General features: G+C 72.6%; 22 protein-coding genes and 1 tRNA gene. 13 read left to right on the forward strand and 10 right to left on the reverse strand.

All coding sequences use genetic code 11. The annotated features are described in order from the left end of the window. Window positions 1–69 precede the first annotated feature (69 nt). Entirely contained in the window at window positions 70–1,353 is a 1,284-nt protein-coding gene (locus P4R38_RS11250) for an NAD(P)/FAD-dependent oxidoreductase (RefSeq protein ID WP_277192204.1), read from the reverse strand. A 200-nt stretch (window positions 1,354–1,553) separates the two neighbouring features. Between P4R38_RS11250 and P4R38_RS11255 the strand changes: the two genes are divergently transcribed. Together P4R38_RS11255 and P4R38_RS11260 are read left to right on the forward strand one after the other, a co-directional pair. Then, a complete protein-coding gene (locus P4R38_RS11255; RefSeq protein WP_277192205.1) occupies window positions 1,554–2,597 on the forward strand; it encodes an ArsA-related P-loop ATPase in 1,044 nt (347 codons plus the stop codon). Further along, a complete protein-coding gene (locus P4R38_RS11260) occupies window positions 2,594–3,769 on the forward strand; it encodes an ArsA family ATPase (protein WP_277192206.1) in 1,176 nt (391 codons plus the stop codon). The genes P4R38_RS11255 and P4R38_RS11260 overlap by 4 nt, the downstream gene beginning before the upstream one ends. A gap of 21 nt (window positions 3,770–3,790) precedes the next feature. Here P4R38_RS11260 and P4R38_RS11265 read toward each other — a convergent pair whose 3' ends face one another. Then, complete coding sequence (locus P4R38_RS11265; RefSeq protein WP_275238250.1) at window positions 3,791–4,102, reverse strand: WhiB family transcriptional regulator; 312 nt, start codon at window positions 4,100–4,102, stop codon at window positions 3,791–3,793. A gap of 232 nt (window positions 4,103–4,334) precedes the next feature. On the opposite strand from P4R38_RS11265, the gene P4R38_RS11270 reads away from it, so the two are divergent. Further along, the gene (locus tag P4R38_RS11270; protein ID WP_277192207.1) at window positions 4,335–6,608 is read left to right on the forward strand and encodes a transglycosylase domain-containing protein; all 2,274 of its coding nucleotides are present in this window, start codon (window positions 4,335–4,337) and stop codon (window positions 6,606–6,608) included. Between the two features lie 70 nt (window positions 6,609–6,678). On the opposite strand, the gene P4R38_RS11275 is transcribed toward P4R38_RS11270, so the two are convergent. After that, window positions 6,679–7,134 (reverse strand): GatB/YqeY domain-containing protein, encoded by a 456-nt coding sequence (locus P4R38_RS11275; RefSeq protein WP_275238248.1) that lies wholly within the window; start codon window positions 7,132–7,134, stop codon window positions 6,679–6,681. A gap of 82 nt (window positions 7,135–7,216) precedes the next feature. Between P4R38_RS11275 and P4R38_RS11280 the strand changes: the two genes are divergently transcribed. From P4R38_RS11280 to P4R38_RS11295, 4 genes are all read left to right on the forward strand, one after another. Then, complete coding sequence (locus P4R38_RS11280; protein WP_277192208.1) at window positions 7,217–8,173, forward strand: metallophosphoesterase; 957 nt, start codon at window positions 7,217–7,219, stop codon at window positions 8,171–8,173. A 57-nt stretch (window positions 8,174–8,230) separates the two neighbouring features. Next, window positions 8,231–8,307, forward strand: a tRNA-Pro gene (locus tag P4R38_RS11285). Window positions 8,308–8,524: 217 nt separating this feature from the next. Further along, window positions 8,525–9,022: a SigE family RNA polymerase sigma factor gene (locus P4R38_RS11290; protein ID WP_275238246.1), complete on the forward strand. Its 498-nt coding sequence runs from the start codon at window positions 8,525–8,527 to the stop codon at window positions 9,020–9,022. Continuing rightward, window positions 9,019–10,044 carry a hypothetical protein gene (locus tag P4R38_RS11295; RefSeq protein ID WP_277192209.1) on the forward strand — a complete coding sequence of 342 codons (1,026 nt, stop codon included), beginning with the start codon at window positions 9,019–9,021 and terminating at the stop codon, window positions 10,042–10,044. The genes P4R38_RS11290 and P4R38_RS11295 overlap by 4 nt, the downstream gene beginning before the upstream one ends. Before the next feature lie 172 nt (window positions 10,045–10,216). Here the strand turns inward: P4R38_RS11295 and P4R38_RS11300 are convergent, their stop codons facing one another. Next, entirely contained in the window at window positions 10,217–11,107 is an 891-nt protein-coding gene (locus P4R38_RS11300; protein WP_277192210.1) for an SDR family oxidoreductase, read from the reverse strand. A gap of 106 nt (window positions 11,108–11,213) precedes the next feature. Here P4R38_RS11300 and P4R38_RS11305 point away from each other — a divergent pair, with 106 nt between their 5' ends. Further along, window positions 11,214–11,783: a TetR/AcrR family transcriptional regulator gene (locus P4R38_RS11305; RefSeq protein ID WP_277192211.1), complete on the forward strand. Its 570-nt coding sequence runs from the start codon at window positions 11,214–11,216 to the stop codon at window positions 11,781–11,783. Between the two features lie 178 nt (window positions 11,784–11,961). Here P4R38_RS11305 and P4R38_RS11310 read toward each other — a convergent pair whose 3' ends face one another. Then, window positions 11,962–12,768, reverse strand: a complete 807-nt coding sequence (locus P4R38_RS11310) for a sigma-70 family RNA polymerase sigma factor (RefSeq protein WP_277192212.1) — start codon at window positions 12,766–12,768, stop codon at window positions 11,962–11,964. Between the two features lie 206 nt (window positions 12,769–12,974). Between P4R38_RS11310 and P4R38_RS11315 the strand changes: the two genes are divergently transcribed. After that, window positions 12,975–14,075, forward strand: coding sequence for an FUSC family protein (locus P4R38_RS11315; protein WP_277192213.1), 1,101 nt, complete (start codon window positions 12,975–12,977; stop codon window positions 14,073–14,075). Continuing rightward, on the forward strand, window positions 14,072–15,091 hold the full coding sequence (locus tag P4R38_RS11320) for a DNA topoisomerase IB (protein ID WP_277192214.1): 1,020 nt from the start codon (window positions 14,072–14,074) through the stop codon (window positions 15,089–15,091). Before P4R38_RS11315 ends, P4R38_RS11320 begins: the two co-directional genes overlap by 4 nt. Window positions 15,092–15,126: 35 nt before the next feature. Here P4R38_RS11320 and P4R38_RS11325 read toward each other — a convergent pair whose 3' ends face one another. Beyond that, window positions 15,127–15,846: a GAF and ANTAR domain-containing protein gene (locus P4R38_RS11325; protein WP_277192215.1), complete on the reverse strand. Its 720-nt coding sequence runs from the start codon at window positions 15,844–15,846 to the stop codon at window positions 15,127–15,129. A gap of 88 nt (window positions 15,847–15,934) precedes the next feature. Continuing rightward, complete coding sequence (locus tag P4R38_RS11330; protein ID WP_277192216.1) at window positions 15,935–16,237, reverse strand: STAS domain-containing protein; 303 nt, start codon at window positions 16,235–16,237, stop codon at window positions 15,935–15,937. 160 nt (window positions 16,238–16,397) lie between these two features. Between P4R38_RS11330 and P4R38_RS11335 the strand changes: the two genes are divergently transcribed. Beyond that, on the forward strand, window positions 16,398–17,528 hold the full coding sequence (locus P4R38_RS11335) for a baeRF2 domain-containing protein (RefSeq protein WP_277192217.1): 1,131 nt from the start codon (window positions 16,398–16,400) through the stop codon (window positions 17,526–17,528). Between the two features lie 22 nt (window positions 17,529–17,550). Here P4R38_RS11335 and P4R38_RS11340 read toward each other — a convergent pair whose 3' ends face one another. From P4R38_RS11340 to P4R38_RS11350, 3 genes are all read right to left on the reverse strand, one after another. Next, complete coding sequence (locus tag P4R38_RS11340; protein ID WP_277192218.1) at window positions 17,551–19,539, reverse strand: SpoIIE family protein phosphatase; 1,989 nt, start codon at window positions 19,537–19,539, stop codon at window positions 17,551–17,553. Between the two features lie 78 nt (window positions 19,540–19,617). Further along, window positions 19,618–21,663, reverse strand: a complete 2,046-nt coding sequence (locus P4R38_RS11345; RefSeq protein WP_277192219.1) for a hypothetical protein — start codon at window positions 21,661–21,663, stop codon at window positions 19,618–19,620. A 142-nt stretch (window positions 21,664–21,805) separates the two neighbouring features. Continuing rightward, complete coding sequence (locus tag P4R38_RS11350) at window positions 21,806–22,672, reverse strand: sigma-70 family RNA polymerase sigma factor (protein ID WP_277192220.1); 867 nt, start codon at window positions 22,670–22,672, stop codon at window positions 21,806–21,808. A 346-nt stretch (window positions 22,673–23,018) separates the two neighbouring features. On the opposite strand from P4R38_RS11350, the gene P4R38_RS11355 reads away from it, so the two are divergent. Continuing rightward, entirely contained in the window at window positions 23,019–24,305 is a 1,287-nt protein-coding gene (locus P4R38_RS11355; RefSeq protein ID WP_277192221.1) for an HNH endonuclease signature motif containing protein, read from the forward strand. Between the two features lie 193 nt (window positions 24,306–24,498). Further along, window positions 24,499–25,137: a UdgX family uracil-DNA binding protein gene (locus P4R38_RS11360; protein ID WP_277192222.1), complete on the forward strand. Its 639-nt coding sequence runs from the start codon at window positions 24,499–24,501 to the stop codon at window positions 25,135–25,137. Window positions 25,138–25,314 lie beyond the last annotated feature (177 nt).

The following is a 25,314-nucleotide window of genomic DNA, read 5'->3' on the forward strand; positions in this document are numbered from 1 at the left end:
CGGCAGAAGGTGGTCGCCGGCACATGCATGCCTGTGCCGGCGATCAAGATTTGCCGGAGGGGGCGGGGGCTAGCGGGTCGGGTCGAACGGGCGCAGCTCGGACGGGACGACACCGCTGACCATCTGCTCGGCGAGCAGCTGGCCGGACAGCGGGCCGAGGGTGATGCCCCACATGCCGTGACCGCCGTTGACCCAGACGCGCGGGACCTTGGTCGCCCCGACGAGCGGCAGCCCGTCGACGGTGACCGGACGGCCGCCGACCCAGACGTCCTGCCGGTCGTCCCAGTCGACGCCGGACAGCAGCGGCCGGCCGGAGCGGACGATGGCGTCGACGCGGTCGGCGTTGAGCGGGGCCTCGGTGTCGGCGAACTCCATCGTGCCGCCGACCCGCAGCCGGTCGCCGTACGGCGTGCACGCGACCCGCTCGTACGGGAAGTAGACCGGGCACGGCACGGGCTTGGCGGCGGGCTCGGTGACCGCGACCGAGAAGGAGTAGCCGCGACCGGCGCGCAGCGGGACCCGCACGCCGCAGCGGGCGGCGAGCTCGGGCAGCCAGGCGCCGGTGGCCAGGACGACCGCGTCGCCGTGGACCGGCTCGCCGGACACCATCTCGACGGTGACGCCCTGCGGACCGTGGCGCAGCGCCCGGACGTTCGAGCCGATGACCACCTCGCCACCGCGCTCCTGCACGGCCGCGGCGAGCGCGTCGACGTAGGCGCCGGGGTCGATGTAGCGCTGGCCGCCGATGCGGATCGCGCGCTCGACGCGGTCGGAGACGATCGGCAGCTCGGCGCGCAGCGTGGCGTTGTCGACCTCGGTGGTCTCCAGGTCCAGACCGGCCTGGTGGATCAGCTCGATCTCGTGCTCCAGGCCCGCGGCGTCCGCGGCCTTGAGGAAGGCGGCCATGATCGGCGCCTCGTGCGAGATGGCCTTCACGCCACCGGCCTCCAGGGCGTCGTACGCCCCGAGCGCCCGGCGGTTCACCGGGACGAAGTCGTGCATGGTGCGCATCCACTGACCCGGCGTGCAGCGGCGGGCGAAGCCGAGCAGGAAGCGGGCCAGGCGAGGGTCCGGCCGGAGCGGCACGTACAGCGGCGAGTTGGGGTCCAGGACCGCCTTGAGGCCGTACTTGAGCACCGACGGGTCGGACAGCGGCACGCTCAGGCCGGGCGAGATCCAGCCGGCGTTGCCCCACGAGCTGCCGGCCGCGACGCCGCTGCGCTCGATGACCGTCACGTCGACGTCGTGCTCCTGCAGGAACCAGGCGGTCGAGAGACCGACCATTCCCGCACCGACCACGACGACGTGCGCGCGACCGTTGGGTCGTACCGGGGTCAGCCGTTCCGAGCTCATTGCTGCCTCCTGCCTCCGTCGGGGCGCGTCCGCGCGGGCCCGGCGATCGTTCCTTGATGATCGACCTGACATCTCGTCCACGATGGTGCACGCGATGCCGCGACGATCGTCGGCACCGTGTCATGTCTGGCGCGTACTCGCGAGTAGGCCATGGGACGCCCCCTCCCCCGGGCGCCGAGTCGACATCTAGTCTCGGACGGGTGAGCGACCGCCGACCAACCTCATCCGACTGGGCGGGCGTCCGGCTGCACATCGTCAGCGGCAAGGGCGGCACCGGCAAGACGACCGTCGCGGCGGCCCTGGCGATGGCACTCGCCACCGAGGGCAGCCGCGTCCTGCTCGTCGAGGTCGAGGCCCGTCAGGGCATCAGCCAGACCTTCGACGTCCCGCAGCTGGGCGAGGAGGAACGCCGCGTCGCCCGCGGGCTGCACGGCGGCGAGGTCGTCGGCCTGTCGGTCGACGCCAAGGCCGCGCTGATGGAGTACCTCCAGATGTTCTACAAGCTCGGGCGCGCCGGCGGGATGCTCGAGCGCTTCGGCGTCGTCGACTTCGCGACGACGATCGCGCCGGGCGTCCGGGACGTCCTGCTGATCGGCAAGGTGTACGAGGCCGTCGGGCGTCGCGAGGGCAAGCGGCGCGGCGGGGACCGGACGTACGACGCCGTCGTCCTGGACGCACCGCCGACCGGACGGATCGGGCGGTTCCTCAACGTCAACCACGAGGTCGCGGGTCTGGCGAAGGTCGGGCCGGTACGGCAGCAGGCCGACTCCATCACCCGGCTGCTGCAGTCGCCCCAGACCGTGGTCCACCTGGTGACCCTCCTGGAGGAGATGCCGGTCCAGGAGACCATCGACGCCGCCGCCGAGCTGGAGCGCATCGGGATGCGCGTCGGCGCGATCATCGTCAACCAGGAGCGCCAGCCGCTGCTGAGCCCGCAGGCGGTCGCCACGCTGCGGGAGGACCCCGACGGCACGACCCTGCTGGAGAAGGACCTCGGCTCGGCCGGCCTACGGGTCGGGCCGGTGCTCACCGGCGGGCTGGTCCAGACCGGCCTCGACCTCGGCGACCGGCTGGAGCTGGAGGCGCAGGAGCGCGCCGAGATCGCCCGGCTGGAGCGACCGACGTACCACCTGCCGCTGCTGCGGGACGGCCTGGACGCCGGCGGGCTGAGGGAGCTGGCCGACGCGCTCGCCGGTCAGGGCATCTGCGCGAACCAGGACGAGAGCGAGGGGACGGCCGGATGACCGCAGTGACCCACGAGGTGGACGTTCTGGACGTCGACACGCTCATCGAGAGCTCCGCGACCCGGACCATCGTGTGCTGCGGGTCCGGCGGCGTCGGCAAGACGACCACGGCCGCGGCCGTCGCCGTACGCGCCGCCGAGGCCGGCCGGACGGTCGCGGTGCTCACCATCGATCCGGCCCGTCGGCTCGCTCAGGCGCTGGGCCTGGAGGAGATGGGCAACGAGCCGGTCCCCGTCCCGACCGTCGACCGCTCGGCGGGCGGCTCACTCGACGCGATGATGCTGGACATGAAGCGCACCTTCGACGAGGTGGTGCTCAACCACGCCGCGCCGGACAAGGCGCAGCAGATCCTGGCGAACCCCTTCTACCAGGCGGTGTCGAGCTCGTTCGCAGGGACGCAGGAGTACATGGCGATGGAGCGCCTCGGCCAGCTGATGGCCGAGCGGGTGGACGGACGTCCGCGCTGGGACCTGATCGTCGTCGACACCCCTCCGTCGCGGTCCGCGCTGGACTTCCTGGACGCCCCCAAGCGGCTCGGGTCGTTCCTGGACGGGCGGTTCATCCGGTTGCTGACGGCGCCCGCCAAGGTGGGCGGCCGCGCCTACCTCAAGGTCGTCTCCGTGGGCGTCGGAGCGGTCAGCGGCGCGATGGCCAAGGTCCTCGGCGCCCAGTTCCTCGCCGACGTGCAGACCTTCGTCGCCGCGCTGGACACGATGTTCGGCGGGTTCCGCGAGCGGGCTGAGCAGACGTTCGCGCTGCTGCAGAACCCCGGCACGGCGTTCCTCGTCGTGGCCACCCCCGAGCGGGACGCCCTGCGCGAGGCGTCCTACTTCGTCGACCGGCTCGCCGAGGAGGGGATGCCCCTGGCCGGGCTGGTCGTCAACCGGGTGCAGATGACATACGTGCCGTCGTTGTCCGCCGCGCGTGCGGTCGCCGCCGCCGAGAGTCTCGACGACGAGCCGTCCCGCTCTGGCTGGTCACCGGCCGACTCGGCAGCCCTCCTGCGGCTGCACGCGGACATCGCCGAGCAGTCGGTCAGGCACGCCGCCGCGGTGGGCCGCTTCACGGCCTCCCACCCGGACATCGCCCAGGTGCAGGTGCCGTCAGCGGCACACGACGTCAACGACGTCGAGGAGCTACGTCAGATCGGTGAGAGCCTGACCGGCGCGTGACGGCCGGGCGGCGGTCGTGCATCAGGTGAGGCTGTTCGCCTCGTCCGCACGCGCGGTCTTGAAGAGGGACGCCCACGAACGCACGTCCGGGCGACGGCGCAGCAGCGCACGACGCTCGCGCTCGGTCATCCCACCCCAGACGCCGTACTCGGTGCGGTTGTCCAAGGCGTCCGCCAGGCACTCCGCCACGACAGGACAGCGCTGGCAGATGACCTTGGCGGTCTGCTGTGCGGCGCCCTTGGCGAAGAGCTCGTCCGGTGAGCCCGAGCGGCACACGGCCCGGGCGGCCCAGTTGTCGTCCCACAGCTGCGTTTCCGGAGCAATCGCGGTCATGAGGGTGTGGCCTCCAATAAATTGTCGTACCCGCCCCCACGGGTGCAAAAAGGCTACGAAGGGCGGGCAGCACCCCGGTAGAGCCCGCTGGGACCATTTACGAGTAGTCCTTTAGGACTACTCGGACTAGTGACCAGGTCGTGCGACCGGGATCACGCGACGGGGACACCCCGGCGACGCCCCGCCCTCGCCCTGGCCGGAGCGCACGGGTCGGCGGGTTACCCTGATGACCATGCGTCAAGCGACCCGGATGGCCAATGTCCTGAGCCTTCTCGGAGCACTGCTCGCCACCTCGATGGTGCTCGGACTGCTCGCCGCGGGACTGGTCCTACCGGCGGTGGGCGCCACGGGCCAGGCCGCCAAGAAGAGCGTCTCGATGTTCAACGGGCTGCCGAGCGACTTCGAGCTCAACCCGCTGAACCAGCAGTCCCGCATCCTGGCCGCCGACGGCTCGGTCATCGCGACGCCGTACGACGAGAACCGGATCGTGGTCCCGCTGTCGAAGATCTCGCCGCTCATGCAGCAGGCCCAGGTCGCGATCGAGGACAAGCGCTTCTTCGAGCACGGCGGTGTGGACCCCCAGGGCCTGGCGCGCGCGGTCGTCTCCAACGTCGTGAGCAGCGGCACCCAGGGCGCCTCCACGCTGACGCAGCAGTACGTCAAGGTCGTCATGCAGAGCCAGGCGCTGAAGTCCGGCGACAAGCAGGCCGCCCAGGACGCCATCTCCCGGACCGGCACCGAGGGCTACCTGCGCAAGCTGCAGCAGCTGAAGTACGCGGTGACGCTCGAGCAGAAGATGTCCAAGACCCAGATCCTCGAGGGCTACCTCAACACGGTCTACTTCGGCGACCAGCAGTACGGCGTCGAGGCGGCGGCCAAGCACTACTTCAACGTGCCGGCGTCCAGGCTGAGCGTGAGCCAGGCGGCGACGCTCGCCGGTGTCGTGCAGCGGCCGGGGCAGACCGACCCGATCCACGACCCGCAGGCGTCCACCGCCCGCCGCAACACCGTCCTGGACCGGATGCTGGAGCAGAAGTACATCACCCCGGAGCAGCACGCCCAGGCGCGCGCCCGGAAGATGTCGGACGACCTGCGCGTCACGAACTTCGACCAGAGCTGCGCGCAGAAGAAGCAGTACGCCTACTTCTGCTACTACGTCCAGGACTGGCTGCTCGGTCAGCCGGCCCTCGGCAAGACGCCGCGCGAGCGCCTGCGGGCCCTGCAAGCCGGCGGCCTGCAGGTGCAGACGGCGATGGACCCCAAGAAGATGGCCACCATCGACCGCACGCTCAAGAGCCGCGTGCCCGTCGCGGACCCGGCTGACATCCAGACCGCCGCGGTGATGATCCAGCCCGGCACCGGACTCGTGCAGGCGATGGGCCAGAACACCGTCTACAGCAACACGCGCGGCGCCGGGAAGACCGGGCTCAACTACGTCGTTCCGACGCCGTCCAGCAGCGGGTTCAACATCGGCTCGTCGGCCAAGCTGTTCTCGATCGTCACCGCCCTCAAGGAGGGCCGGCAGATCAACTCGACGGTCAAGGTGCCGGCGTACAACGAGACGCGCGGTGAGGACAAGGACCCGGCGGTGAAGTTCACCTCCAAGGACTTCCCGCTCAAGGCCTGCGGCCTCGGTCGCAGTCCGCGGGGTGACTGGCACGTCCGCAACGACACGACCTTCTCCCCCGGACCGCGCACGCTGCCGGTGCTCCTCGGGCAGTCGATCAACACCGGCTTCGCCGAGCTGGTCAAGGAGGTCGGTTCGTGCAACGTGCACAAGACCGTCACCGACTTCGGCATGAAGCGGGTCAACGGCGACCCGATCTACCGCGGACCGTCGGCCGTGACCCTGGGAGACAACAGCTCGCCGCTGATGCTCGCGAACGCGTACGCGACCGTCGCCGCGGGCGGGAAGTACTGCTCGCCCCGCCCCGTCATCTCGATCAAGAACAGCCAGGGCAAGGCCCTGCCGCTCAAGGTCGACCCGTGCAAGCAGGTGATCTCGCCGCAGATCGCGGCCGGCACGGTCAGCATCTTCCACGCACCGTTCAACGTCCCGAGCGGCACCGCCACGAAGTCCAAGCTCGCCGGCGGGCGCGACGCGTTCGGCAAGACGGGAACCATGAACCAGGCGATCTCGACCTGGTTCGTCGGATCCACGCCGCAGCTGACCACCGCGGTGTGGGTCGGCCGCGCGGACGACGGCCCGAACGGCGGCAAGCACAACGACGACGGCACGCTCATCGCCATGAAGGGCATCAAGCTGCCCGGCCTGGACACCGGTGACGAGTACGTCTTCGGTGGCACGCTGGCCGCCCCGATGTGGAAGACCATCATGGACGAGACGCTCAAGGGTCAGCCGATGCTCCGGTTCCCGGCGCCTCCGGCCACGATGGTCGGTACCGCGCCGCCGGACGCCATGACCACCATCAAGGACCCGGGCGCGAGCAACCCCACCAGCTCGCCGACGAGCCAGCCGACCGGCACCAAGGGCAAGAAGAAGTAGTCCGGGCGTGCACGACGAGGCCCGCCGGAGCGATCGCTCCGGCGGGCCTCGTCGTGCGTAGGTCCTGCGACTAGGCGCTGAGCGCGCGGCGTACGGCGGCGGCGACCCGACCACCCTCGGCGCGGCCGGCGACCTTGGGCTGCACGACCTTCATCACGTCGCCCATCTGGGCCATCCCGGACGCGCCGGCCTCGAGGACCCCCTCGGCGGCGAGGGCGTCCAGCTCCTCGTCGCTGAGCTGCTTGGGCAGGTAGGTCTCCAGCACCGCCAGCTCGGCCCGCTCCTTGTCGGCGAGCTCGGAGCGGTCGGCGCCGTCGAAGGCCAGCGCGGCCTCGCGGCGCTTCTTGGCCTCCTTGGTGATGACCGTCAGGACCTCGTCGTCGGAGAGCGTCCGCGACTCCGTACCGGCGACCTCGGCGTTGCCGATGGCGGCGAGGGTCATCCGCAGCGTGCCGGAGCGCAGCTGGTCACGGGCACGGATGGCGTCGGTGAGGTCGGAACGCAGAGTGGCCTTCAGGTCGGTCATGGCGCCAGTCTGGCAGGCGGCTGGAGTCGGCTCCATCGAGTTGCCCGCGCCCCATGCCTCGCTCGGCTGTGGCGGTGCGAGGATGACCGCCATGTCCGTACGCCGTGCCGCTGCCCTCACCGTCGGCGCCGGAGCGGCGGCGCTCGGCTGGGCCACGCTCGTCGAACGGCACTGGTACGCGCTGCGCCGGACCACCCTGCCCGTCCTCGCGCCCGGTAGCCGGCCGCTGCGCGTGCTGCACGTGTCCGACCTGCACCTCGTGCCGCGGCAGGAGCACCGCATCGGGTGGGTGCAGGCGCTGGCCGGGCTCGAGCCGGACTACGTCGTCAACACCGGCGACAACTGCTCGGACCTGGAGGCGGTGCCGGCGGTGCTGCGGGCGTTCGAGCCGCTGCTGGAGGTACCCGGCTGCTTCGTCCTGGGGTCCAACGACTACTTCGCGCCGACACCGAAGAACCCGATGCGCTACTTCAACCTCTCTCACGAGCGAGGGGCCAACCTCGGGTCCACCCCGCTGCCCGTGGACGAGCTCGTCGCCGGGTTCACCGGGGGCGGCTGGACCGACCTGAACAACCGGCGTACGAGGGTCGACATCCGCGGCCTGGACGTCGAGCTCGTCGGCGTCGACGACCCGCACCTGGACTACGACCGGTACGAGGACGTGTCCGCGGCGGCCGACACCGACGCCGCGCTCACGCTGGGAGTCCTGCACGCGCCGTACACCCGCGTCCTGGACGGGATGAGTGCCGACGGCGCCCAGCTGCTGCTGGCCGGGCACACCCACGGCGGACAGCTGGCGGTGCCGTTCTACGGGGCGCTGGTGACCAACTGCGACCTCGACCGCGGGCGCGCCAAGGGCGTCTCACGCTGGTGGCCGGGCGCGCACGGCCGGCCCTCCTCCGAGGCACCGACCGGCGCGTCGCTGCTGAACGTGTCGGCCGGGCTGGGGCACAGCAAGTACGCGCCCGCGCGGTTCGCGTGCCGTCCGGAGGCCAGTCTGCTGACCCTCGTCCCCCGAGGTGCCGAACCGATTTCATGACTGGAGGGGGCAGCGGGTATCGTGTGCTCTCGTGCCCGCACGGTTGTGCGGGCGCACCGGGGTGTGGCGCAGCTTGGTAGCGCGCTTCGTTCGGGACGAAGAGGTCGCAGGTTCAAATCCTGTCACCCCGACCAACCAGAACCGGCTCTGACCTGCGGAATCGCGGGTCGGGGCCGGTTTTGCGCTGCCCGACGTAGACCCGGCGCCGCCGCGACCGTGTTCGCGCGTGAGACGGGTGCCCGCGGTCGCACCAGTACGCGGCTCGGAATCGAACGGTCCGCTCATGACCCAACCTTTTCAGTGATCCTGCGGTTGGGAGGGGCATGAACATCGACATCAGGGGGGACCTCGATGCGCGCGAGTGACGAGGCGACGTTCGTCGGCTTCGTGACCAGCGCGTCGCCGGGTCTGCTGCGGACGGCGTGGCTCCTCACCGGGGACCACCATCTCGCCGAGGAGCTCGTGCAGGAGTCGCTGGAGCGGCTGTACCCGAAGTGGCGCCGGGTGCAGCACCAGCAACCACTGGCGTACACCCGGCGCATCCTGGTCAACCTCAACATCAGCCGCTGGCGCCGCTCGGGCGCGGAGTCCGTGAGCGCGACCGGCGTGCTGCGGGACGTCGCCGCCCCCGACGCGCTCGGCGTGGCCGACCAGCGCGACGAGGCCACCCGCCTGCTGCGGACGCTGCCGCCGCGCGAGCGACAGGTCGTCGTGCTGCGCTACTACGCCGACCTGCCCGAGCGTGAGGTCGCCGACCTCCTCGGCATCAGCGTCGGCACCGTCAAGAGCACCGCATCCCACGGCCTCGCCACGCTGCGAGCCGCGCTGGCCGCACAGGAGCAGTCATGAACACCAGCGAGATCGAGCGCATCCTGCAGGACTCCCCCGCCCCGGCCATGCGCGTGGACCCCGACCGCGTCGTCGACGGCGGCCGGCGTCGGGTCGCGCGCAGCCGGCTCACGTACGTCGGTGCCGGGCTGGCGGCGGCCCTGCTGGTCCTCGTGGCCGGCGTCGCCGGGTGGCAGTCGTACGACACCCGATCCCTCCAGCCCGCGCGGCACAGCCCGACGGCCCGGACGACCAGCCCGTTCTTCACCCACGACCCCACTGTCGCCACGAACCAGTTCCAGTCGAGCGTGGGCTCGGGCACCGCGACGTACTCGATCGTCGAGAGAAGCGGTGTCCTGCGGATCCGGCGCGGCGACGACCGCAGCTACGTGGACCTGCCTGTCGTCGGCACGTTCCGCAACCAGGCGGGCATCGGGACCAGCACCAACGACCACGACCGGACGGTCGTCGTCGTACCCGTCCCGGCCGACACCCTCGAGGCCTCGCTTGACATCAGCAGCGGCGTCGACCCGGGTGGCATGGAGAGCGGCGGCGTGATCACCCGAAGCGGCAGCACCGCGGCGGTCTTCGTGACCGAGCACCACATCGCGCCCTCGGCGGTCAAGGGCTGGTGGTGGCGGACGCGCAGCGGTGAGGTCGTCGCGTCCACGGGCGAGCACGCGGCCACCGTCGGCATCGGAGGTGGCGTCATGTACCAGTTCGTCGGGCAGGGCCTGTACGGGATGTCGCTGCCGGGCCTGTCGGGTAGCTGGCACGGGGCACCCGGAGACGGGCACCTCGCGTCCGCCACGCGGAATCGGGTCTGGACGACGGCCGGCATCCTGCCGCCCGGATCCACGATCCTCGGGCCGGTCGTCCCGCCGAGCCGGGCTCGCGCCGTCACCGTCGACGCCGTCCAGCACGCACCTCTGGGGCCCGACCATACCGTCGCCTGGTTCATGAGGAGCCGGTCGACCGATGGCGGGTCCGGATCGGTCTCCCTCCGCTGGCGAGATGCCGCGGGGACGGTGCACCTGAGCTGACCCGCCCGCGCCGTGCCCGGCCGAGTGCGCGTGTCCTGCGCCGCGCTCCGCCGAGTGCGCGGGTCCTGTGCCGTCACAGCCGGAATCGCGCAGGACACGCGCACTCGGCCGGGAAAGTCGGCCGGGAAGGTGGGCCGGAGAAGTCGGCGGAAACGCGGGCGGGGGGTGCGGTTCAGCGGTAGGCGCCGGCGGCGATGTCGTCCAGGAGACCGGGCTCGTGGGGCGTCCAGCCGAGCAACTCGCGGGTCGCGGCGCTGGTGGCCGACAGGTCCATGCCGAAGAAGCTCCCGATCCAGCCGAAATGGTCGGCCGCGTCGTCGGGCGAGACCGAGCGCACCGGCAGGTCGAACGCGCGACCGAGGGCCTCGGCGATGTCGCGGGTGGCGATGCCCTCCTCGGCGACCGCGTGCAGCCGTGCGCCCGCCGGTGCCTTCTCCAGGCCGAGCGCGACCATCCGGGCGGCGTCGACGCGGTGCACGGCGGCCCAGCGGTTCGTGCCGTCGCCGGGGTAGGCGGAGAAGCCCTTCTCCCGCGCGACGCCCGCGACCACCGAGATGAACCCGTGATCGCCCATGCCGTGGACGGTCGGGGCGAACCGCAGGCTGATGGCGTCGACGCCGCGGTCGACGTACTCGAACGCGAGGTTCTCCGCGCCGCCGCGTGGTGAGTCGGGGCCGTGGAACGGCGAGGGGTCCTCCTCGGTCGCCGGCCGACCCTGGGCCAGCGCCGCGACTCCGGACGCGAACAAGAACCGGCGGCCACTGCCCTCCAGCGCGTCCGCGATGGTCTGGACCGCAGCGCGCTCGGCGGCGTTGGACACGGCGGGATCGGAGAAGTCGTGCTTGTTGGCCAGGTGGATGACGGCCTCGGCCTGGTCCGCTCCCGAGCGGATGCCGCCGAGGTCGTCGAGGTCGCCGCGCTGCACGGTGACGCCCTTGGCCTCCAGGGCGGCTGCCGAGCTGTCGGAGCGCGCGAGGCCGGTGACCTGGTGACCGTGCTCCAGCAGCTGGTCGACGACGGCCGAGCCGATCCAGCCGGACGCGCCGGTGATGAAGACGTTCATGAGGATCCTCCTTCGCGGGGCGTTCGGGCGCCGCTCGCCTTGATGTCTGTGACTGACATGACGCTAGCACTTCATGTCAGCGGCTGTCATCACCTACGATGCCCCCGTGTCGCGCTGGCAACCCGAGACCCCGAGACGGCTGCAGGACGCCGCGCTCGAGCTGTTCTCGACCCGGGGGTACGAGCAGACGACCGCGGCCGACATCGCGCAGCGGGCGGGAGTCACCGAGCGCACGTTCTTCCGGCACTTCCGCGACAAGCGCGACGTCCTCTTCCACGGCCAGGACGAGTTCACCGCCGTGTTCGTCGACGGGATCGACTCCGCGCCGGCAGACACCCCGCCCCTCGGCCTGATCGCCGCGGCGCTGAGGTCGGCCGCCACCTTCTTCCCCGACGAGCGTCGCGAGCACGCCCTGACGCGTCAGTCGGTCATCGACCAGCACCCCGCCCTGCAGGAGCGCGAGCGTCACAAGATGGCCGGCCTCGCGACGTCGGTCGGGCAGGCTCTGCGCGCCCGCGACGTACCCGAGCCCGCGGCCACGCTGGCGGCGGAGTCCGGCGCGACGGTGTTCGGGATCGCCTTCACCACGTGGATCCGTCCGGGTGAGCGCCGCTCCCTGGACGCCATCGCCCAGTCCGTCCTGGGCGAGCTGACCCGGCTCGGCACCTCCGCCTGACCGCGGGTCCCCGCCCACCCCGTACGCCCGGTCGAACCCCGGCCAGCACGCCCACCCGTACGCCGGGTCGAGTGCGCGTGTCCTGTCACTGTCGAGCTCGAGAAGTGACAGGACACGCGCACTCGGCGGGGAAGGGCGGGGTGGTGTGGTGGAGCGGCGGAGAAGGGCCGTGGTGGGGTCAGGAGGCGCGGGCGGGTGCGGGGTCGGCGAGCTCGCGGGCCAGTCGGCGCTGGATCGCCCCGAGCAGCCGGGAGACCTGCATCTGACTGACCCCGATCTGCCGGGCGATCTGCCGCTGCGTGAGGTTGTCCACGAACCGCAGCCGCACGATGGTGCGGTCCCTCGCGCTGAGGCGTTGCAGCGCCGGCCGCAGCGTGACGAGCGCGTCGACCCGCTCGAGGTCGTCCTCACCGTGCGCGGCGGGCAGCACGTCGCTCAGCGAGACCGCGCTCGCCGGACCGAGGGGACTGTCCAGCGAGACCGACCGGTACTGGCTCTCGACCAGCAGCGCGTCCCGGATGGTGCTGACCGGTGCGCCCATCGCGTCCGCGAGCTCGGGCGTGGTCGGCTCGCGCCGCAGGCTGTGCTCCAGGTCCTCGCGTGCCGTACGGATGTCCCGGTGCGCCTCCTGCAGTGCACGGGGCGGACGGACCGCCCAGCCGTGGTCGCGGAAATGACGCTTGAGCTCGCCGGTGATGGTGGGGACCGCGAAGGCGGTGAAGCCAGGCCCTGCTCCGGGCCGGTACCGGCGGACGGCTAGGACGAGACCGAGCAGCGCGACCTGGTGCAGGTCGTCCGGATCGATCCCCCGATGGCCGAGACGGTGGGCCAGCCGCAGGGCAAGGCCACGATTCAGGAGGACGACCTCGTCGCGGTACTGTGCCGCCCGCTGCGGATCCGTCGCGGATACGGCGGCCTGCAGGAGCCGTTCGGTGCGGACCTCGAGGTCCTCCGATTGAGAGCCCGACGGGGTGCCAGAGAACATGCGCGGCTCGATTCACGAAAAGGGAATCCAACCGCTTGTTTGAGTTGGGCTTGTTCCCCAGGACAACACACCTTGACCCAGACCACAAGGGTGCTCCGGGCCGGTGCGCGGGTCCGGCGTGCGGCGAGAACCGTTGCGCTGCAGGCCGTCGCCGACCGCCGCAGCGGGAGGATTGCGTCCGGTCCGGTGCGGGTAGAAGGTCCCGTGTGAGCACCGGGGAACGGGTCCGCAGCACCTCGTCGCGGACGCGAGCGCTCCTGCGGACGACCGGCGTGACCCAGCACCCGATGACGGCGCTGTCGCTGAAGTCAGCGCTCGCCGCGGGTATCGCATGGCAGCTCGGCACCCTCATGCCGGAGCCGATCTCGCACTACCCCTACTACGCGCCACTCGGTGCCTTCACCGTCATGTACCTGACGTTGAGCGACTCGACCAAGGAGGCGCTGCGCACCCTCACCGCGCTGATGATCGGCTCCGCGGTCGCGCTGCCAGTCCTGCTGGTCTGGGAGCCCGGCGCCCTCACCGTCATGCTGGTCGTCGGCGTGGCCACCGCGCTGCGAAGCATCCCCCTGATCGGTGACCAGAGCTCATGGATCCCGCTCGCGGCGCTGTTCGTGCTCACCGCGAGCGGCGCGGACACCGAGGGTTTCGTGGCCGCGTACGTCGTGCAGGTCGCCCTCGGTGCCGCCGTCGGTCTGGCGATCAACTCGATCGTGTTCCCTCCGTTGGCCCTGCACGACCTCGACCGGGCCGTCGTGGACGTCCGGCATCGGGTGGCCGCCCAGCTGGAGGCGCTTGCCGACGCGCTGGCTCGCGACTCCAGCCCGTCCGCGGAGGAGTGGCGCGGCCTTCTCGGTGACCTTTCCGCACCGCGCGAGCGACTCCACTACAGCGCTGACCGCTCTCGTCGCGCCCGCCGGGGCAACCTGCGGCGACGCCGCTGGACCGAGCCCCAGGCGAAGTCGCTCGCAGCGGCAGCGGCACTGGAACGCATCGCCTGGCTCGTCGAGGACGTCAGCATCACGATGATGGAGTTCGACCGGGCCGAGAACCCGTCCCTTGATCGCCGGACGGCCCACCTTGCCGCGGTCGGGGCCCGCAGCCTCGCCGAGGTGATGACCACGACCGACGACATCGGCCCCCACTCGCGGCGCGTCACCGAGGTCGAGGAGCGAGTCCGCGCACTCATCGAGCACGTCGAGGACAAGGCCCAGCCATGGGAGCAGCGCCAGCACGCCCTGGACGTCGCCGTGAACCTGCAGCGCGCCGTCCGCACGTTCGCCGCCCACCGAGGAGCTCAGGCGTGAGACGCACCGATCCCGACGCGCCCGGCATCAGCCGACGGCGGCGTGGCGAGGGCTTCAGCTACCACCTGCCCAACGGGCGGCTGGTCAGCGCCGAGGTACGGACCCGCATCGGCGAGCTGGCCATCCCGCCCGCCTGGACCGAGGTGTGGATCAGCACCGACCCCGACGTGCACCTGCTCGCCACCGGCGTCGACGACGCGGGACGCACGCAGTACCTCTACCACACGCAGTGGCGGGTCGAGCGCGACGCCGAGAAGTTCGAGCGCGTCACCGCCATGACCCGTCGGCTCCCCCGCTTCCGCCGCGCCGTCGACGCCGACCTCGGCGAGCGTCGCCTGAGCAGGGCCCGGGTGATCGCCCTCGTTCTGTGGCTGCTCGACACCGGCGCGCTGCGCATCGGCTCGACGGCGTACGAGGACGAGCACGGCTCGCACGGGGCGACGACGCTGCTGGTCGACCACGTCCGCGACCGGGGGGACGGCGTGGAGCTGGAGTTCCCCGCCAAGAGCGGGCAGACCTCGACCATGCTGCTGCACCATCCGCCCACCGTGCGCACTCTGCGCGCGCTCCGTCGGGCGGGCAGCCACGGTGACCACCTGATGCGATACCGGGACGGGCAGGGCGGCACCGTCGAGGTGAGCGCCACCATGGTGGCTGACCGCTTCGCCGCGCTGGTCGGCCCGGACCACACGGTCAAGGACCTGCGCACCTGGGCCGCGACGGTCGCCGCCGCGGAAGCGCTGGCGGCCACAGGACCCGCCGACGACGAGAGGGGCGTCGACGCGGCGATCAGGGACGCCGTCCAGGTCGCAGCCGACTCCCTCGGCGACACCGTCTCCGTCGCCCGCAACAGCTACGTCGACCCGCGCCTGCTGTCGGCCTACCGGGAGGGGCGGACGGTCACGCCGCCCCGGCGTCCCGGCGAAGAGCACTCCCCGGCCGTACGACGCCGCATCGAACGGGAGCTGGCACGCCTGCTGTCCGACACCGCCTCGCCGCTGGAGGAGGCCGGCTGAGCCGCGGTCGGTCCGGCCGGCGAGCGGGGCTCCGGTCAGTCCGCCGGGTCGCGGCGGGGCAGGGTGCCGGTGTCGGCGACGTCCTGGGCGATGTCGGCCAGCTTACGGTTGAGCCGCTGACTCGTGACGCGCAGGAGCCGGAACGCCTCCTCGTCGCTGATCTTGTACGCGTGCATGAGGATGCCGACGGCCGAGCCGATCTGGCGGCTCGTCGTGAGGGCGTGCTCGAGGTTGCCGGCCCGTCCCGCGCTCGCGGCGTGCATCAGCAGCACCCGGGCGTGCGCCGCGAACAGGGTTGCGGTGGCGAACGACTCCTCGTCCAGGACCTCGGCGTCCTCGGCGTAGAGGTTGAGCGCCGACCGCTGCGGTTCGTCGACGAGGTGGAACGACAGCACCGCGCGGATCGTGAAGTCGGTCGCGAGGGCCTCGGCGAACGTCGGCCAGCGGCGCTCAGTGCGGATGTCGGCGATGCGGACGGACTCGTGCTCGCTGGCGGCGGACAGGCACGGACCGTCGCCGAGGTCGTACTGGAGCTGGTCGATCGCGGCGGCGACCTCGTCCGAGGTGGCGAGGCTGCGTGGCTGGCGCTGGACCGGCCAGGCGGTGACCGCCGCCGAGGAGCAGCCGGGCACCGACTTCACGGCCAGGTCCACAACCCGCTGCAGCGCGACCTCGCGCTGGTCGGCGGTCCGGAGGTGGTCGTTGAGCTCAGCGAACTCCATCGCCAGGTCACCTGCGGGGTCCGACTCGGTCATGGCCCACCCCTTCCCGTGCTCCGTTCGTGGATGCACCGTCGTCGCCCGAGCCTAGGTGCGGCGAGGGCGGGACGCGAACGGTCAACCATCACTGCGGCTCGTACTCCAGACCCACCAGGTCCAGGACCTTGGCCGCGAGGCTGCCGGAGGACGCAAGGATCCGCAGCCGGTGACCGTGGTCCGTGTGCTCCTCGCGAGCCATGAACAGCTCACTCACCCCTGCGCTGCCGAGGACGTCCACGCCCCGCAGGTCGAGCACCACCGGGTGAGTCCCGCCCCGGCTGGCCGCACTGACCTCGGCCGCGAACACATGAGCCGTGGTGATGTCGAGCGGACCGGCCACCCTCAGGACCTGGGGCGGGCCCACCTCCAGGTGGACGGCGAGCTCCACGTCGGTGCTCCTTCGCGGCGGACGCAGCCCAACGGGCCGGTCGAGGTGGGATGCAGCGAACAGGGTCGGTCCTCGCGACGGTATCGCGCCTACGACGGGTTCGTGGACGGTTGAACGGCGAGCCGTCAGGATGGAGGGATCGGCAACGATCGGAGGACCCGTGCGACTCGACCGCTGGCAGGACCTGGACCTCACCGACCGGCAGGTGGCGACCGTGGCGCTGGACGTCTCGCGCCAGGGGCCGGAGGGCAACCACGAGATCGAGCTGCGCTGGCGAGCCGCGCGCACCGAGCTCCTCGAGTCGGGCGCACCGAAGGCGCTCGTCGACCTGCTCGAGCCCGTCGCCGTCCGCCGCGACCGCAGGGCCGGCGAGCACGGGCGGTTCCTCATCGGCAGCGTCGGCTCGGAGGGCGACGCCCGCGTCGACCTGGACGTCTCCCTGCCGGAGGCACCCGACCGGGAGCGCGTCGTCTGGGCCGACGTCCCCGACCTACTCCCCCTGCTGCGCTGCGGCCAGCGGTACCCGACGTACGTCACCGTCGAGGCCGACCGCGCGGGCGCGGACATCACCGCCTACAGCTCGTTCGACGAGACGCCGGCCCGGACGACCGTCGACGGCGACCACGACGTGCTGCACAAGGTGCCCGGCGGGGCGTCCTCGCAGCAGCGGCTCCAGCGGCGCGCGGTGGACTCCTGGGAGCGCAACGCCGACGAGGTGGCCGCCGAGCTGGACGACCTGGTCCGGCGGGTACGGCCGACGGCCGTGCTGGTCGCCGGCGACGACCGTGCCCTCGGTGCGCTGCGCGGCAGCGTGTCCGACCTCGTACGCGGGCGGTCCCGGCTGCTGTCGTCCGGCGGGCGAGCCGCGGGGACTTCGGAGGAGGCGTTCGCCGAGGACGTCCGCCGTCACCTGGACGCGGTGATCGACGCCGACATCGAGGCGTGGATGGACCGCTTCCGCGAGCAGGACGGCCGGCAGGAGCGCGCGGTGCAGGGCCGGTCCGCCGTGCTGGACTCCCTCGGGCGCGGGCAGGTCGACACGCTGCTGCTCGTGGACCCGCCGGTCAACGCCCGAACGTCGGCGGAGGCGGCCGCGCTCGCCCTGCGGACTCACGCGCAGGTCTGCCTGCTGCCGGACGGCGACGAGCTGGCCGACGGCATCGCCGCGGTGCTGCGCTGGTCGGACTCCGAGACCCAGCACGACTCCGCGCCGAGCATGCCCGGCCACGGCGAGCGCCCCGGCTGGGCGGGCCGGGAGGGAAAGACCTCCGACTTCGCGAACGAGCCGTGAGCCCGCCCGACCTGCCCCCTGGTCAGCTGATGATGTCCGGAGAGGCGAGCGGCCGCGCCTCGTGGTCGAGGTCCAGCAGGTCGAGGACCTGCGCGGCGGGGGTGTCCGCGGCCGCCACGAGCTGCAGCGGATGACCGTGCACGGCGAGCCGGTCCCGCAGCTCCAGCAGCACCCGTACGCCGGCGCTGGCCAGGATCTCGACGCCCGACAGGTCGACGACCAGCGGGTACAGCCCGCCCCGACCGGCGTACGCGACCCGCTCGGACAGCTCCTCTGCGGTGGCGATGTCGACCGGCCCGGACACCACGAGGCGGCGCGGCGGCCCTCCTTCCAGGACGGCCGCGAACGTCCCCTCCCGACGCAGCGGGACGGCGGGTGGCTCGGCACCCGGCAGCGCCGGGCGGTGCAGCCGGTGCCGTACGGTCACGGCCGTGCCGGCGCCGGCAGGATCGTCGGAGGTGCCGCCACGCACGATCGCCATCTCCTCCACCATGCTCTCGACGAGCCACAGCCCGCGGCCGCTGGTCGGCACCGGCCCGAACGGCGGCTGCCAACGGCCCTCGTCGTCGACCCGGATGCGGGCGACTCCGTCGGCCTCCAGCTCGGCGACCACCTCCACCGGACCGGGCCCCTCACCAGGGGGGCGGTCGGCGTACGCGTGCTCGACCGCGTTCGCGACCAGCTCGGTGAGCGCGATCTCCAGGTGCTGCACGTCGCGGTGCTCGACCCCTATGCCCGCCAGCCACTCCCGCAGGCGTGGGCGCAGGTCGTCCAGCCCGGCCGGGTCGCGGCGCCACCGCCACGCGCCGACCGACTCGGCCCTGCGCTCGCAGGCCAGCATGGTCACGTCGTCGTCGTACCCGGTGCGGGTGAGCTGCTTCACCGACAGCTGGCAGGCGCGCTCCGCGGCAGACGTCGGCGCGCCGGCGGGCAGGGCGCGGTTGCCGACCGCGTCCCCGGCGACCCGCGCCAGCCGGTCCAGCCCGGTGGACAGCACCTCGCCCGGGCGCTTGACCAGCCCGTCGCTGTAGAGCACCACGAGAGCGCCCGGGTCGAGCGTGCTCTGCGCTGAGATCCGGTCGCCCTCGGTTCCCAGCGGCCCACCCCCGGACGCCGGCAGGTACCGTGCGGATCCGTCCGCCTGGACGACCAGCGGTGCCGGGTGGCCGCACGTGAGGTAGTCGAGCGCACCGGTGGCCGGATCGAGCACGACGACACCCACGGTGGCGGCGCGCATCGTCGGCGTCCGGGCAGCCATCCGGTCGGCCCACGCGACGGCGTGCCGGGCGTCGGCGGTCTCGCGCAGCATCTCGCTCAGTACCACGCGCAGCTGGCCCATGGCGGCCGTAGCGGCCACGCCGTGCCCGACGATGTCGCCCACGACCAGCGCGAGCCGGCCGTCGCGCAGCGGCACGGCGTCGAACCAGTCGTCACCGGCCGCCTGGTCGACCGCCGCCACCAGGTAGCGGGCGGCCACCGTCGCCCCGGGCAGCACCGGCAGCGCGGTCGGCAGCAGCGCCTCCTGCAGCTCCACCACCACGTCACGGGCCGCCTCGTAGCGCCGCTCTGCCTCAGCCGCCTCGCGCTGCGCGGCCTGCTGCTGCCGTACCCGCGCGGTCGCATCGGCGAGGTAGACCAGCAGGCCGGTGGTCTCGCCGGTCGCACTCGGCCGGGGCAGGACGTTCACGTCGAGGTACAGGTCCTCGGACGCACCGTCGGCGCCGCGGTTGAGCCGGACCCGCCACTCCCGGGCGACCACCGGCTCCCCGGTCGCGCACACCTGGTCGAGCATCTCGAAGAAGGGCTGGCCGGACACCTCGGGAGTGACCTCCCGGACCGACCTGCCGATGACGTCCGCGCGGCCGACGATCGCGCGGTAGGCGGCGTTCGCCGCGACGAACCGGTGCTCCGGTCCGTCGAGGGCCACCTGAGCGAGCGGCATCTCGTCGAACGCGCGGCGTACGTCCTCGGCGTCACCGGCCCGGCCGGCCTCCTGCTCAGGGGTACTCACCTGCCCACCCTTCCCTGTCGCAGCGGCGCTGACACCGAAGAGGGCGAGGTACGCCGCCGCAGCCTCACCGAGGTCCGGTCAGGTGGCCCGTGCCCCCTGGTCCGGGTCCGGCAGCTCGGAGGGCAGGACGTCCTGGCCGCCCTCGCCGGTACGCGCCTCGTTCACCGCGGCGTCGTAGTAGACGTACGCCGTGGTCAGCGCCACGAGGGGGAAGAGGACGACGTAGACCAGTCCGCTGAGCAGGTTGAGCAGCGCGAACGGCAGGCTCGGGATCAGCAGCAGCAGCGCGAAGCCGATGAGGGGCCCGGTCGCGCCGGCCAGCACGACGGCCGCCGCGATCAGCGAGATGACGCGCAGCATCCGCGGGAGGACCAGGCGGGCGCTGCGACGCAACGACTCCACCGGACCCCGCCGCTCCAGGATCAGCACCGGCACGAACAGTCCCCACAGCACGATCACGATGACGGCGAGCAGCACGGTGTACCGCGTCGAGAGGACCAGCAGCCCGACCGCCGCCGCCCAGACGACGCAGCTCATCAGCAGCGGACGCCAGTGCGCGAGCGCGAGCCGGTACGCCGACCACGCCGTCACGTCACGCCCTGCGTCGATCTCGGCGAGCGCCTGGGTCGAGGCGGCCTGCACGAGGACGATGACCACGCCGATCTCCACCGATGCCAGTACGCCCGTCAGGCCGAGGCGGATGCCACCGGACGCGTCGCCCGCCCCGCCCCCGATGACCGGGCCGCCGAGGTCGGCGCGGGAGAGCAGCGCGAGCAGGAGCACGAGGGGGACGGTGAGCAGCCCGACGCTGGTGAACAGCACGGGACGGGCCGCGTACATCCGGACCGCGGCGGCGACCGTCTGGCCCCAGGAGCGGCGACGCGCCGCCCGTAGCGGCCGTGAGCCCTCCCACGACGTCCGCTGCGTCTGCCACACCGCGAACACGAGCACGATCGCGACGAGCACGAGGGCTGTGCTCGGCGAGGAGGTGGCGCGACGCAGGACCCGCGATCCGGTGCCGACGCCCGAGCAGAACAGGTCGGTGACCTGGGTGCCGAACAGGCCGCCCGCCGGTACGGAGTAGCTGGTGCCGTGGCCGTTCTCGTCAACCCAGTCGGCCGGCCGGGTCCAGCGGTCCTTCATGTTCGGGCCGGTCGGGCCGTTGTAGAACGCCTGCTGGCGCTCACCCCACCGGCCGCGGAAGCCCAGCCACGGGAAGGCGGCCACAGCCGCGCGCGGGTCCTGCGGGACGACCTGCAGCGCCATGTCCGGCTCGTCCTGCGGCCCGAGGGCGTCGTCGCAGCCGAACCCGCGCTGCCCCGAGCGGCCGAGGTACAGCTCCGGCTCGTAGTAGCTCGCGTGCGAGCCGGCGGCCGGGTAGACGACGGGATGCGTGCCGCCGACGATCGCCAGCTTGGGGTCTTCCCACGCGGACGTCTCGACTCCCTCGTGCTGGCTGTAGCCCAGGCGTACGGGGGTCCTGGCGAAGGCCGTCGCGGCGTCCGGGGCGTCGAACTCCAGCTGCACGAGCTCCCAGTCGCCCTCGTGGGTGTTGTTGAAGTCGTTGAACGCGTAGAAGAACCAGTACTGCAGGGCCAGGCGGCCCGGCCGGTCGCGGTCGGCCACCACGTGCGCGTACATCGTCGGCCGGTGACCCCCTGTCACCGAGCGCGCCCACTGCTCGTAGTCGCAACCCGGCCGCAACGGGTCGCCCGGGAAGTCCAGGTGGTAGTCGGGCAAACCCTTGGCCAGGTCCTGCGCCGTCGGCCCGACCTTGATCAGGTCGTCGGCACCCCACGGCCCGCGCAGCGCCACGGTGTCGTTGTCGAGGAACGCGGCGACGTCGGCGGGCGCGTACGGCTCGCCGGAGTCGCAAGGCCGGTCCTGGCGGACCAGCCGGAGCACCGGGGCGAACCGCTGGGCGAGCCGCACCTCGTCCTCCGGTGCCGTCGCGGCGGGTGCCGAGGCGGGGTGTGCCGCTGCGGCGGGTGCCGTGGCGGGCGAGGCCGGGAGGGTGGTGCGGGCGGGCGCCACCCGTCCGGCAGCGGCGGTCGCGGGGGCCGGAGCCGACGCGACCAGCGCCAGCAGCACGATCACCATGATCACGGATCGACGCAGCAGCACACCCGCTCCCTCCGAGAGGTGGAGCTCCAGTGTGACCCGGAGTGCACCGCCCGCGCAGGAAGGCGGGCCGGCGCGAGGGGTGCGTGTGCGTACTCGCGAGCGCCGACGAACCGCGGCCTCCCGGAGCCCGCCGCCGCGGGTTCTACGCGAGCTGGGCGTTCACCTCGCCGATCTGCTCGCGCAGAGTGGCCAGGATGCGGCGCAGCAGCCGCGAGATCTGCATCTGGCTGACCCCCAGCTGCTCGCCGATGTGTCGCTGGCTGAGGTTCTCCACGAACCGCAGCCGCACGATGTCCCTCTCCCGCGGGGTGAGCCGGGCCAGCGCGGGCGCGAGGACGGCCATCGTCTCCGCCTCCGCGTACCGGTCCGGCGCGTCGTCGGGGATGGCGTCGCCCAGGGTGAGGTCGGCGTCGAACGACGTCGGGGCGTGCAGTGACGCCGGGTGGTAGTCGCCGTGGACCTGCTCCGCCTGCGCCACGACGTGGACGGCTACCCCGAGGTGGTCGGCCAGCTCGGCGCGGGTCGGCGTACGGCCCAGCTGGTGGGTGAGATCCTCACGGGCCCGACGCCACCCCTGGACGGTCTCCTGCAGGGAGCGCGGCGGCCGCACCGTCCAGCCGTGGTCACGGAAGTGGCGCTTGATCTCGCCGGTGATCGTGGGTGCGGCGTAGCCCACGAACCCGCACGGCGCGCCCGGACGGTACCGCCGCGTGGCGTTGACCAGGGCCAGCAGCGCGACCTGCTCCAGGTCCTCCTGCTCCACGCCCCGTCCGGCGTACCGGCGCGCCAGCCGGCGCGCGAGGCCCTGGTGCTCGAGGACCACCTCGCCGCGGAGCCGAGCCGCCTCGCGCGGGTCGGCCGCGGCCTCCGCGAGGGCGAGCAGGCCGTCGGTGTCGAGCTCGTCGGGTACGGCGCGCAGCACAGGGCGCGCCGGCTCCTCGCTCCGGTGGTGATCGTGCTGCGGCCGGGACGTGCCCGCTCCGGCGCTCTCCAGGGCTGCGGTGCTCATCGCCGACCACCGCTCTCGCGGGGCGTGCCGAGCAGTCGAAGATCGGGGAAGATTGCCATCGCCGGGCCTTTCTCGGGATCGGTCGGGGGTCCGGATCTGCGGCGGGTGGCCAACCGCCACAGCGGTGGCTCAGCGCGCCGCCGTGGTCAAAACCCTAGACGAGACCTTCAACAAAATCGACAGGCTGTGCAAGGTTTGTGCACCCCCGTGATCGGGTAGGACGCAACGGTCGTACGCCTGCCGGACGACCGATCCTGGGCGGCTCGATGGCCCGCGACGGCGGGCGTCGCCACCTCGCTCCGAGGCGTTCTCGGCGGCTGTCGGTGTTCGAATGTATGTTCGAGTCATGGCCGTTCAGTCGCTCACCACCGCCACCCCCGCGCACTCCGTGCCCGGGGCGATGGAGGCTGTCGTGGCGAGCCTGTCCGCCGTCGAAGGAGCGTCGTTCTGGGGTCTGTCCGGCGATCAGGTCGAGGCGTTGGTCGGCTCGGTCGCGGCGATCCGGGCGGTGCTGGACCGTCTTGAGGTCGCCGCCGTCCGAGAAGGGGCGTCGCGCGGGCTGCCCGCCGAGCGCGGGTACGGCGCGGTGGACTGGGTGCGCTCCTGCCAGCAGCGCGGCGGCGGGGCCGCGGTCAGCGACCCCGGCCACATCAGCAGGGTGCTGCGCCTGACGGCAACGCGTGACCGGGCCGGCGCCCGCGCGGTGTGGGAGGCGTTCACGGCCGGGCACCTGGGGTCGGGCAAGGCCGACCAGCTCGCCCGCTTCGAGACCGAGGTGAGTCCGGTCGCGGTCCCCGAGCAGGTCGCCGAGGTGGTGACCGACCTGGTCCACGCCGCCGTCGACGGCGCCGACGGGACCGGACTCACGCCGCGCGAGCTGAGCACCGCGATCCGTTATGCCGGGCAGCTGATGAGGCCCCAGCGCGATCTGGACGCCGCCCACGAAGCCCGCGCCCGCGGCCGGTGCCTGACCAAGCGTCCCGGACCGGCCGGCCTGGCGGAGTACCGCCTCCTGGCCGACCCCGATGCCGCCGCCGTCATCGACGCCGCCGTAGCCGGGCTGTCCGCACCGGTCACCGGACCGCACGGCGAACCGGACCTGCGGACCCCTGCCCGCCGCCGCGGCGACGCGCTGATCGAGGTTGTCCGCCGCGGCGTCTCCTCCCCCGGCACCGGTCCCCGCACGAGCAAGGCCCAGGTCGTCATCACCATGGCCCTCGACCAGCTCCTGGCCGACCGGCCCGGCGCCGCAGTGACCGCCACCGGCGAGGTGCTGTCCGCCGCGGAGGTCAGACGGCACGCGTGCGACGCCGGGATCATCCCGATGGTCCTCGGCACCGCCGGCGAGGTCCTGGACGTCGGGCGCGAGCACCGCCTGTTCACCGCTGCCCAGCGCCGCGCGTTGTGCCACCGCGACCGCGGCTGCACCTACCCCGGCTGCACCATCCCCGCCCAGTGGTGCGACGCCCACCACGTCACGTGGTGGTCCCGCGGCGGCGCCACGGATCTCGACAACGCAGCCCTGCTGTGCGGACGCCACCACACCCATGTCCACCGCCGCGACCTCGTCGCCACCCTCACTTCGGCCGGCGTCAGCTGGCATCTCACCCACAGCTCAGGCACACCGCCATGACCACCTCGCCCGCTGGCCCGCCAGCCCGGCCCACCCGGACGGCGGGCCGTAACCCTGGTTCGTCTCCCGCTCGACGGGTACGACGCACGGGAAGCAGCCAGGCCCGGGCCGCCGGCCCGCGCCCTGCTCGGCCTGGCCGCTCCATGTGTGCCGACCACCACCAGCCCGAACGAGCGCGAACGGAGCCGGATCGATGACCGCGAAGGACTGGCCGGGGGCCGAGCAGTGGGTGCCCGAGCACGCCGACCACGACGCGCTGAGCGCCGCCGTACAGCGCTGCCGCGGGTGCGATCTGTACGAGAACGCCACCCAGGCGGTCATGGGTGAGGGACCGCCGGACGCCCGGGTGATGATGGTCGGCGAGCAGCCGGGCGACCAGGAGGACCAGGCCGGCCAGCCGTTCGTCGGCCCGGCCGGGAAGCTGCTCGTCCGCGCGATCACCGAGGCCGGGCTGGACCCCACGACGATCTACCGGACCAACGTGGTGAAGCACTTCCGGTTCACAATGCCCAGCGGCACGCGGCGGATCCACAAGTCGCCGGCCGGCTGGCAGGTGAGGGCGTGCGTGCCGTGGTTACACGCGGAGCTGGCGGACGTCCGTCCGAGCACCGTCGTGCTGCTCGGCGCCACCGCCGCGAAGGCCGTGATGGGCACCGACTTCAGCGTGACCGAGCGGCGCGGTGAGCTGCTGACCTGGCCGGACCGGCTGCCGCTGGACGAGCCGCCCGAGCGCTTGCTGGCCACCGTCCACCCGTCGTCGGTGCTGCGGTCGAACGACCACGACGCCGACTTCGCCGCCCTCGTCGACGACCTCAGGCGCGTCGCTTCCTGATTGCGGCCCCACCGCGGCCACATCGCGGCCCCGAACGCCGGTGGAGGCGCCGACCGGACGCGTATCCGCGGGCGGGGCACCACCCTCGACCGGCTCCGCGAGGGCGGCTGGTTCATTCGGGTACGACCGGGTACCCGTAGAAGGCGGACCGGCACGACTCGGCCCGGCAACGGGCCG

Source organism: Luteipulveratus flavus, assembly GCF_029439465.1.
GTDB classification, from domain to species: Bacteria; Actinomycetota; Actinomycetes; order Actinomycetales; family Dermatophilaceae; genus Luteipulveratus; species Luteipulveratus flavus.

Coding starts and splice junctions, on each gene's coding strand:
- P4R38_RS11310 (WP_277192212.1), bottom strand. CDS start 12,768: ATGTTCTCTGGCACCCCGTCGGGCTCTCAATCGGAGGACCTCGAGGTC.
- P4R38_RS11350 (WP_277192220.1), bottom strand. CDS start 22,672: ATGAGCACCGCAGCCCTGGAGAGCGCCGGAGCGGGCACGTCCCGGCCG.
- P4R38_RS11260 (WP_277192206.1), top strand. CDS start 2,594: ATGACCGCAGTGACCCACGAGGTGGACGTTCTGGACGTCGACACGCTC.
- P4R38_RS11280 (WP_277192208.1), top strand. CDS start 7,217: ATGACCGCCATGTCCGTACGCCGTGCCGCTGCCCTCACCGTCGGCGCC.
- P4R38_RS11325 (WP_277192215.1), bottom strand. CDS start 15,846: ATGACCGAGTCGGACCCCGCAGGTGACCTGGCGATGGAGTTCGCTGAG.
- P4R38_RS11295 (WP_277192209.1), top strand. CDS start 9,019: ATGAACACCAGCGAGATCGAGCGCATCCTGCAGGACTCCCCCGCCCCG.
- P4R38_RS11355 (WP_277192221.1), top strand. CDS start 23,019: ATGGCCGTTCAGTCGCTCACCACCGCCACCCCCGCGCACTCCGTGCCC.
- P4R38_RS11300 (WP_277192210.1), bottom strand. CDS start 11,107: ATGAACGTCTTCATCACCGGCGCGTCCGGCTGGATCGGCTCGGCCGTC.
- P4R38_RS11250 (WP_277192204.1), bottom strand. CDS start 1,353: ATGAGCTCGGAACGGCTGACCCCGGTACGACCCAACGGTCGCGCGCAC.
- P4R38_RS11270 (WP_277192207.1), top strand. CDS start 4,335: ATGCGTCAAGCGACCCGGATGGCCAATGTCCTGAGCCTTCTCGGAGCA.
- P4R38_RS11275 (WP_275238248.1), bottom strand. CDS start 7,134: ATGACCGACCTGAAGGCCACTCTGCGTTCCGACCTCACCGACGCCATC.
- P4R38_RS11290 (WP_275238246.1), top strand. CDS start 8,525: ATGCGCGCGAGTGACGAGGCGACGTTCGTCGGCTTCGTGACCAGCGCG.
- P4R38_RS11265 (WP_275238250.1), bottom strand. CDS start 4,102: ATGACCGCGATTGCTCCGGAAACGCAGCTGTGGGACGACAACTGGGCC.
- P4R38_RS11360 (WP_277192222.1), top strand. CDS start 24,499: ATGACCGCGAAGGACTGGCCGGGGGCCGAGCAGTGGGTGCCCGAGCAC.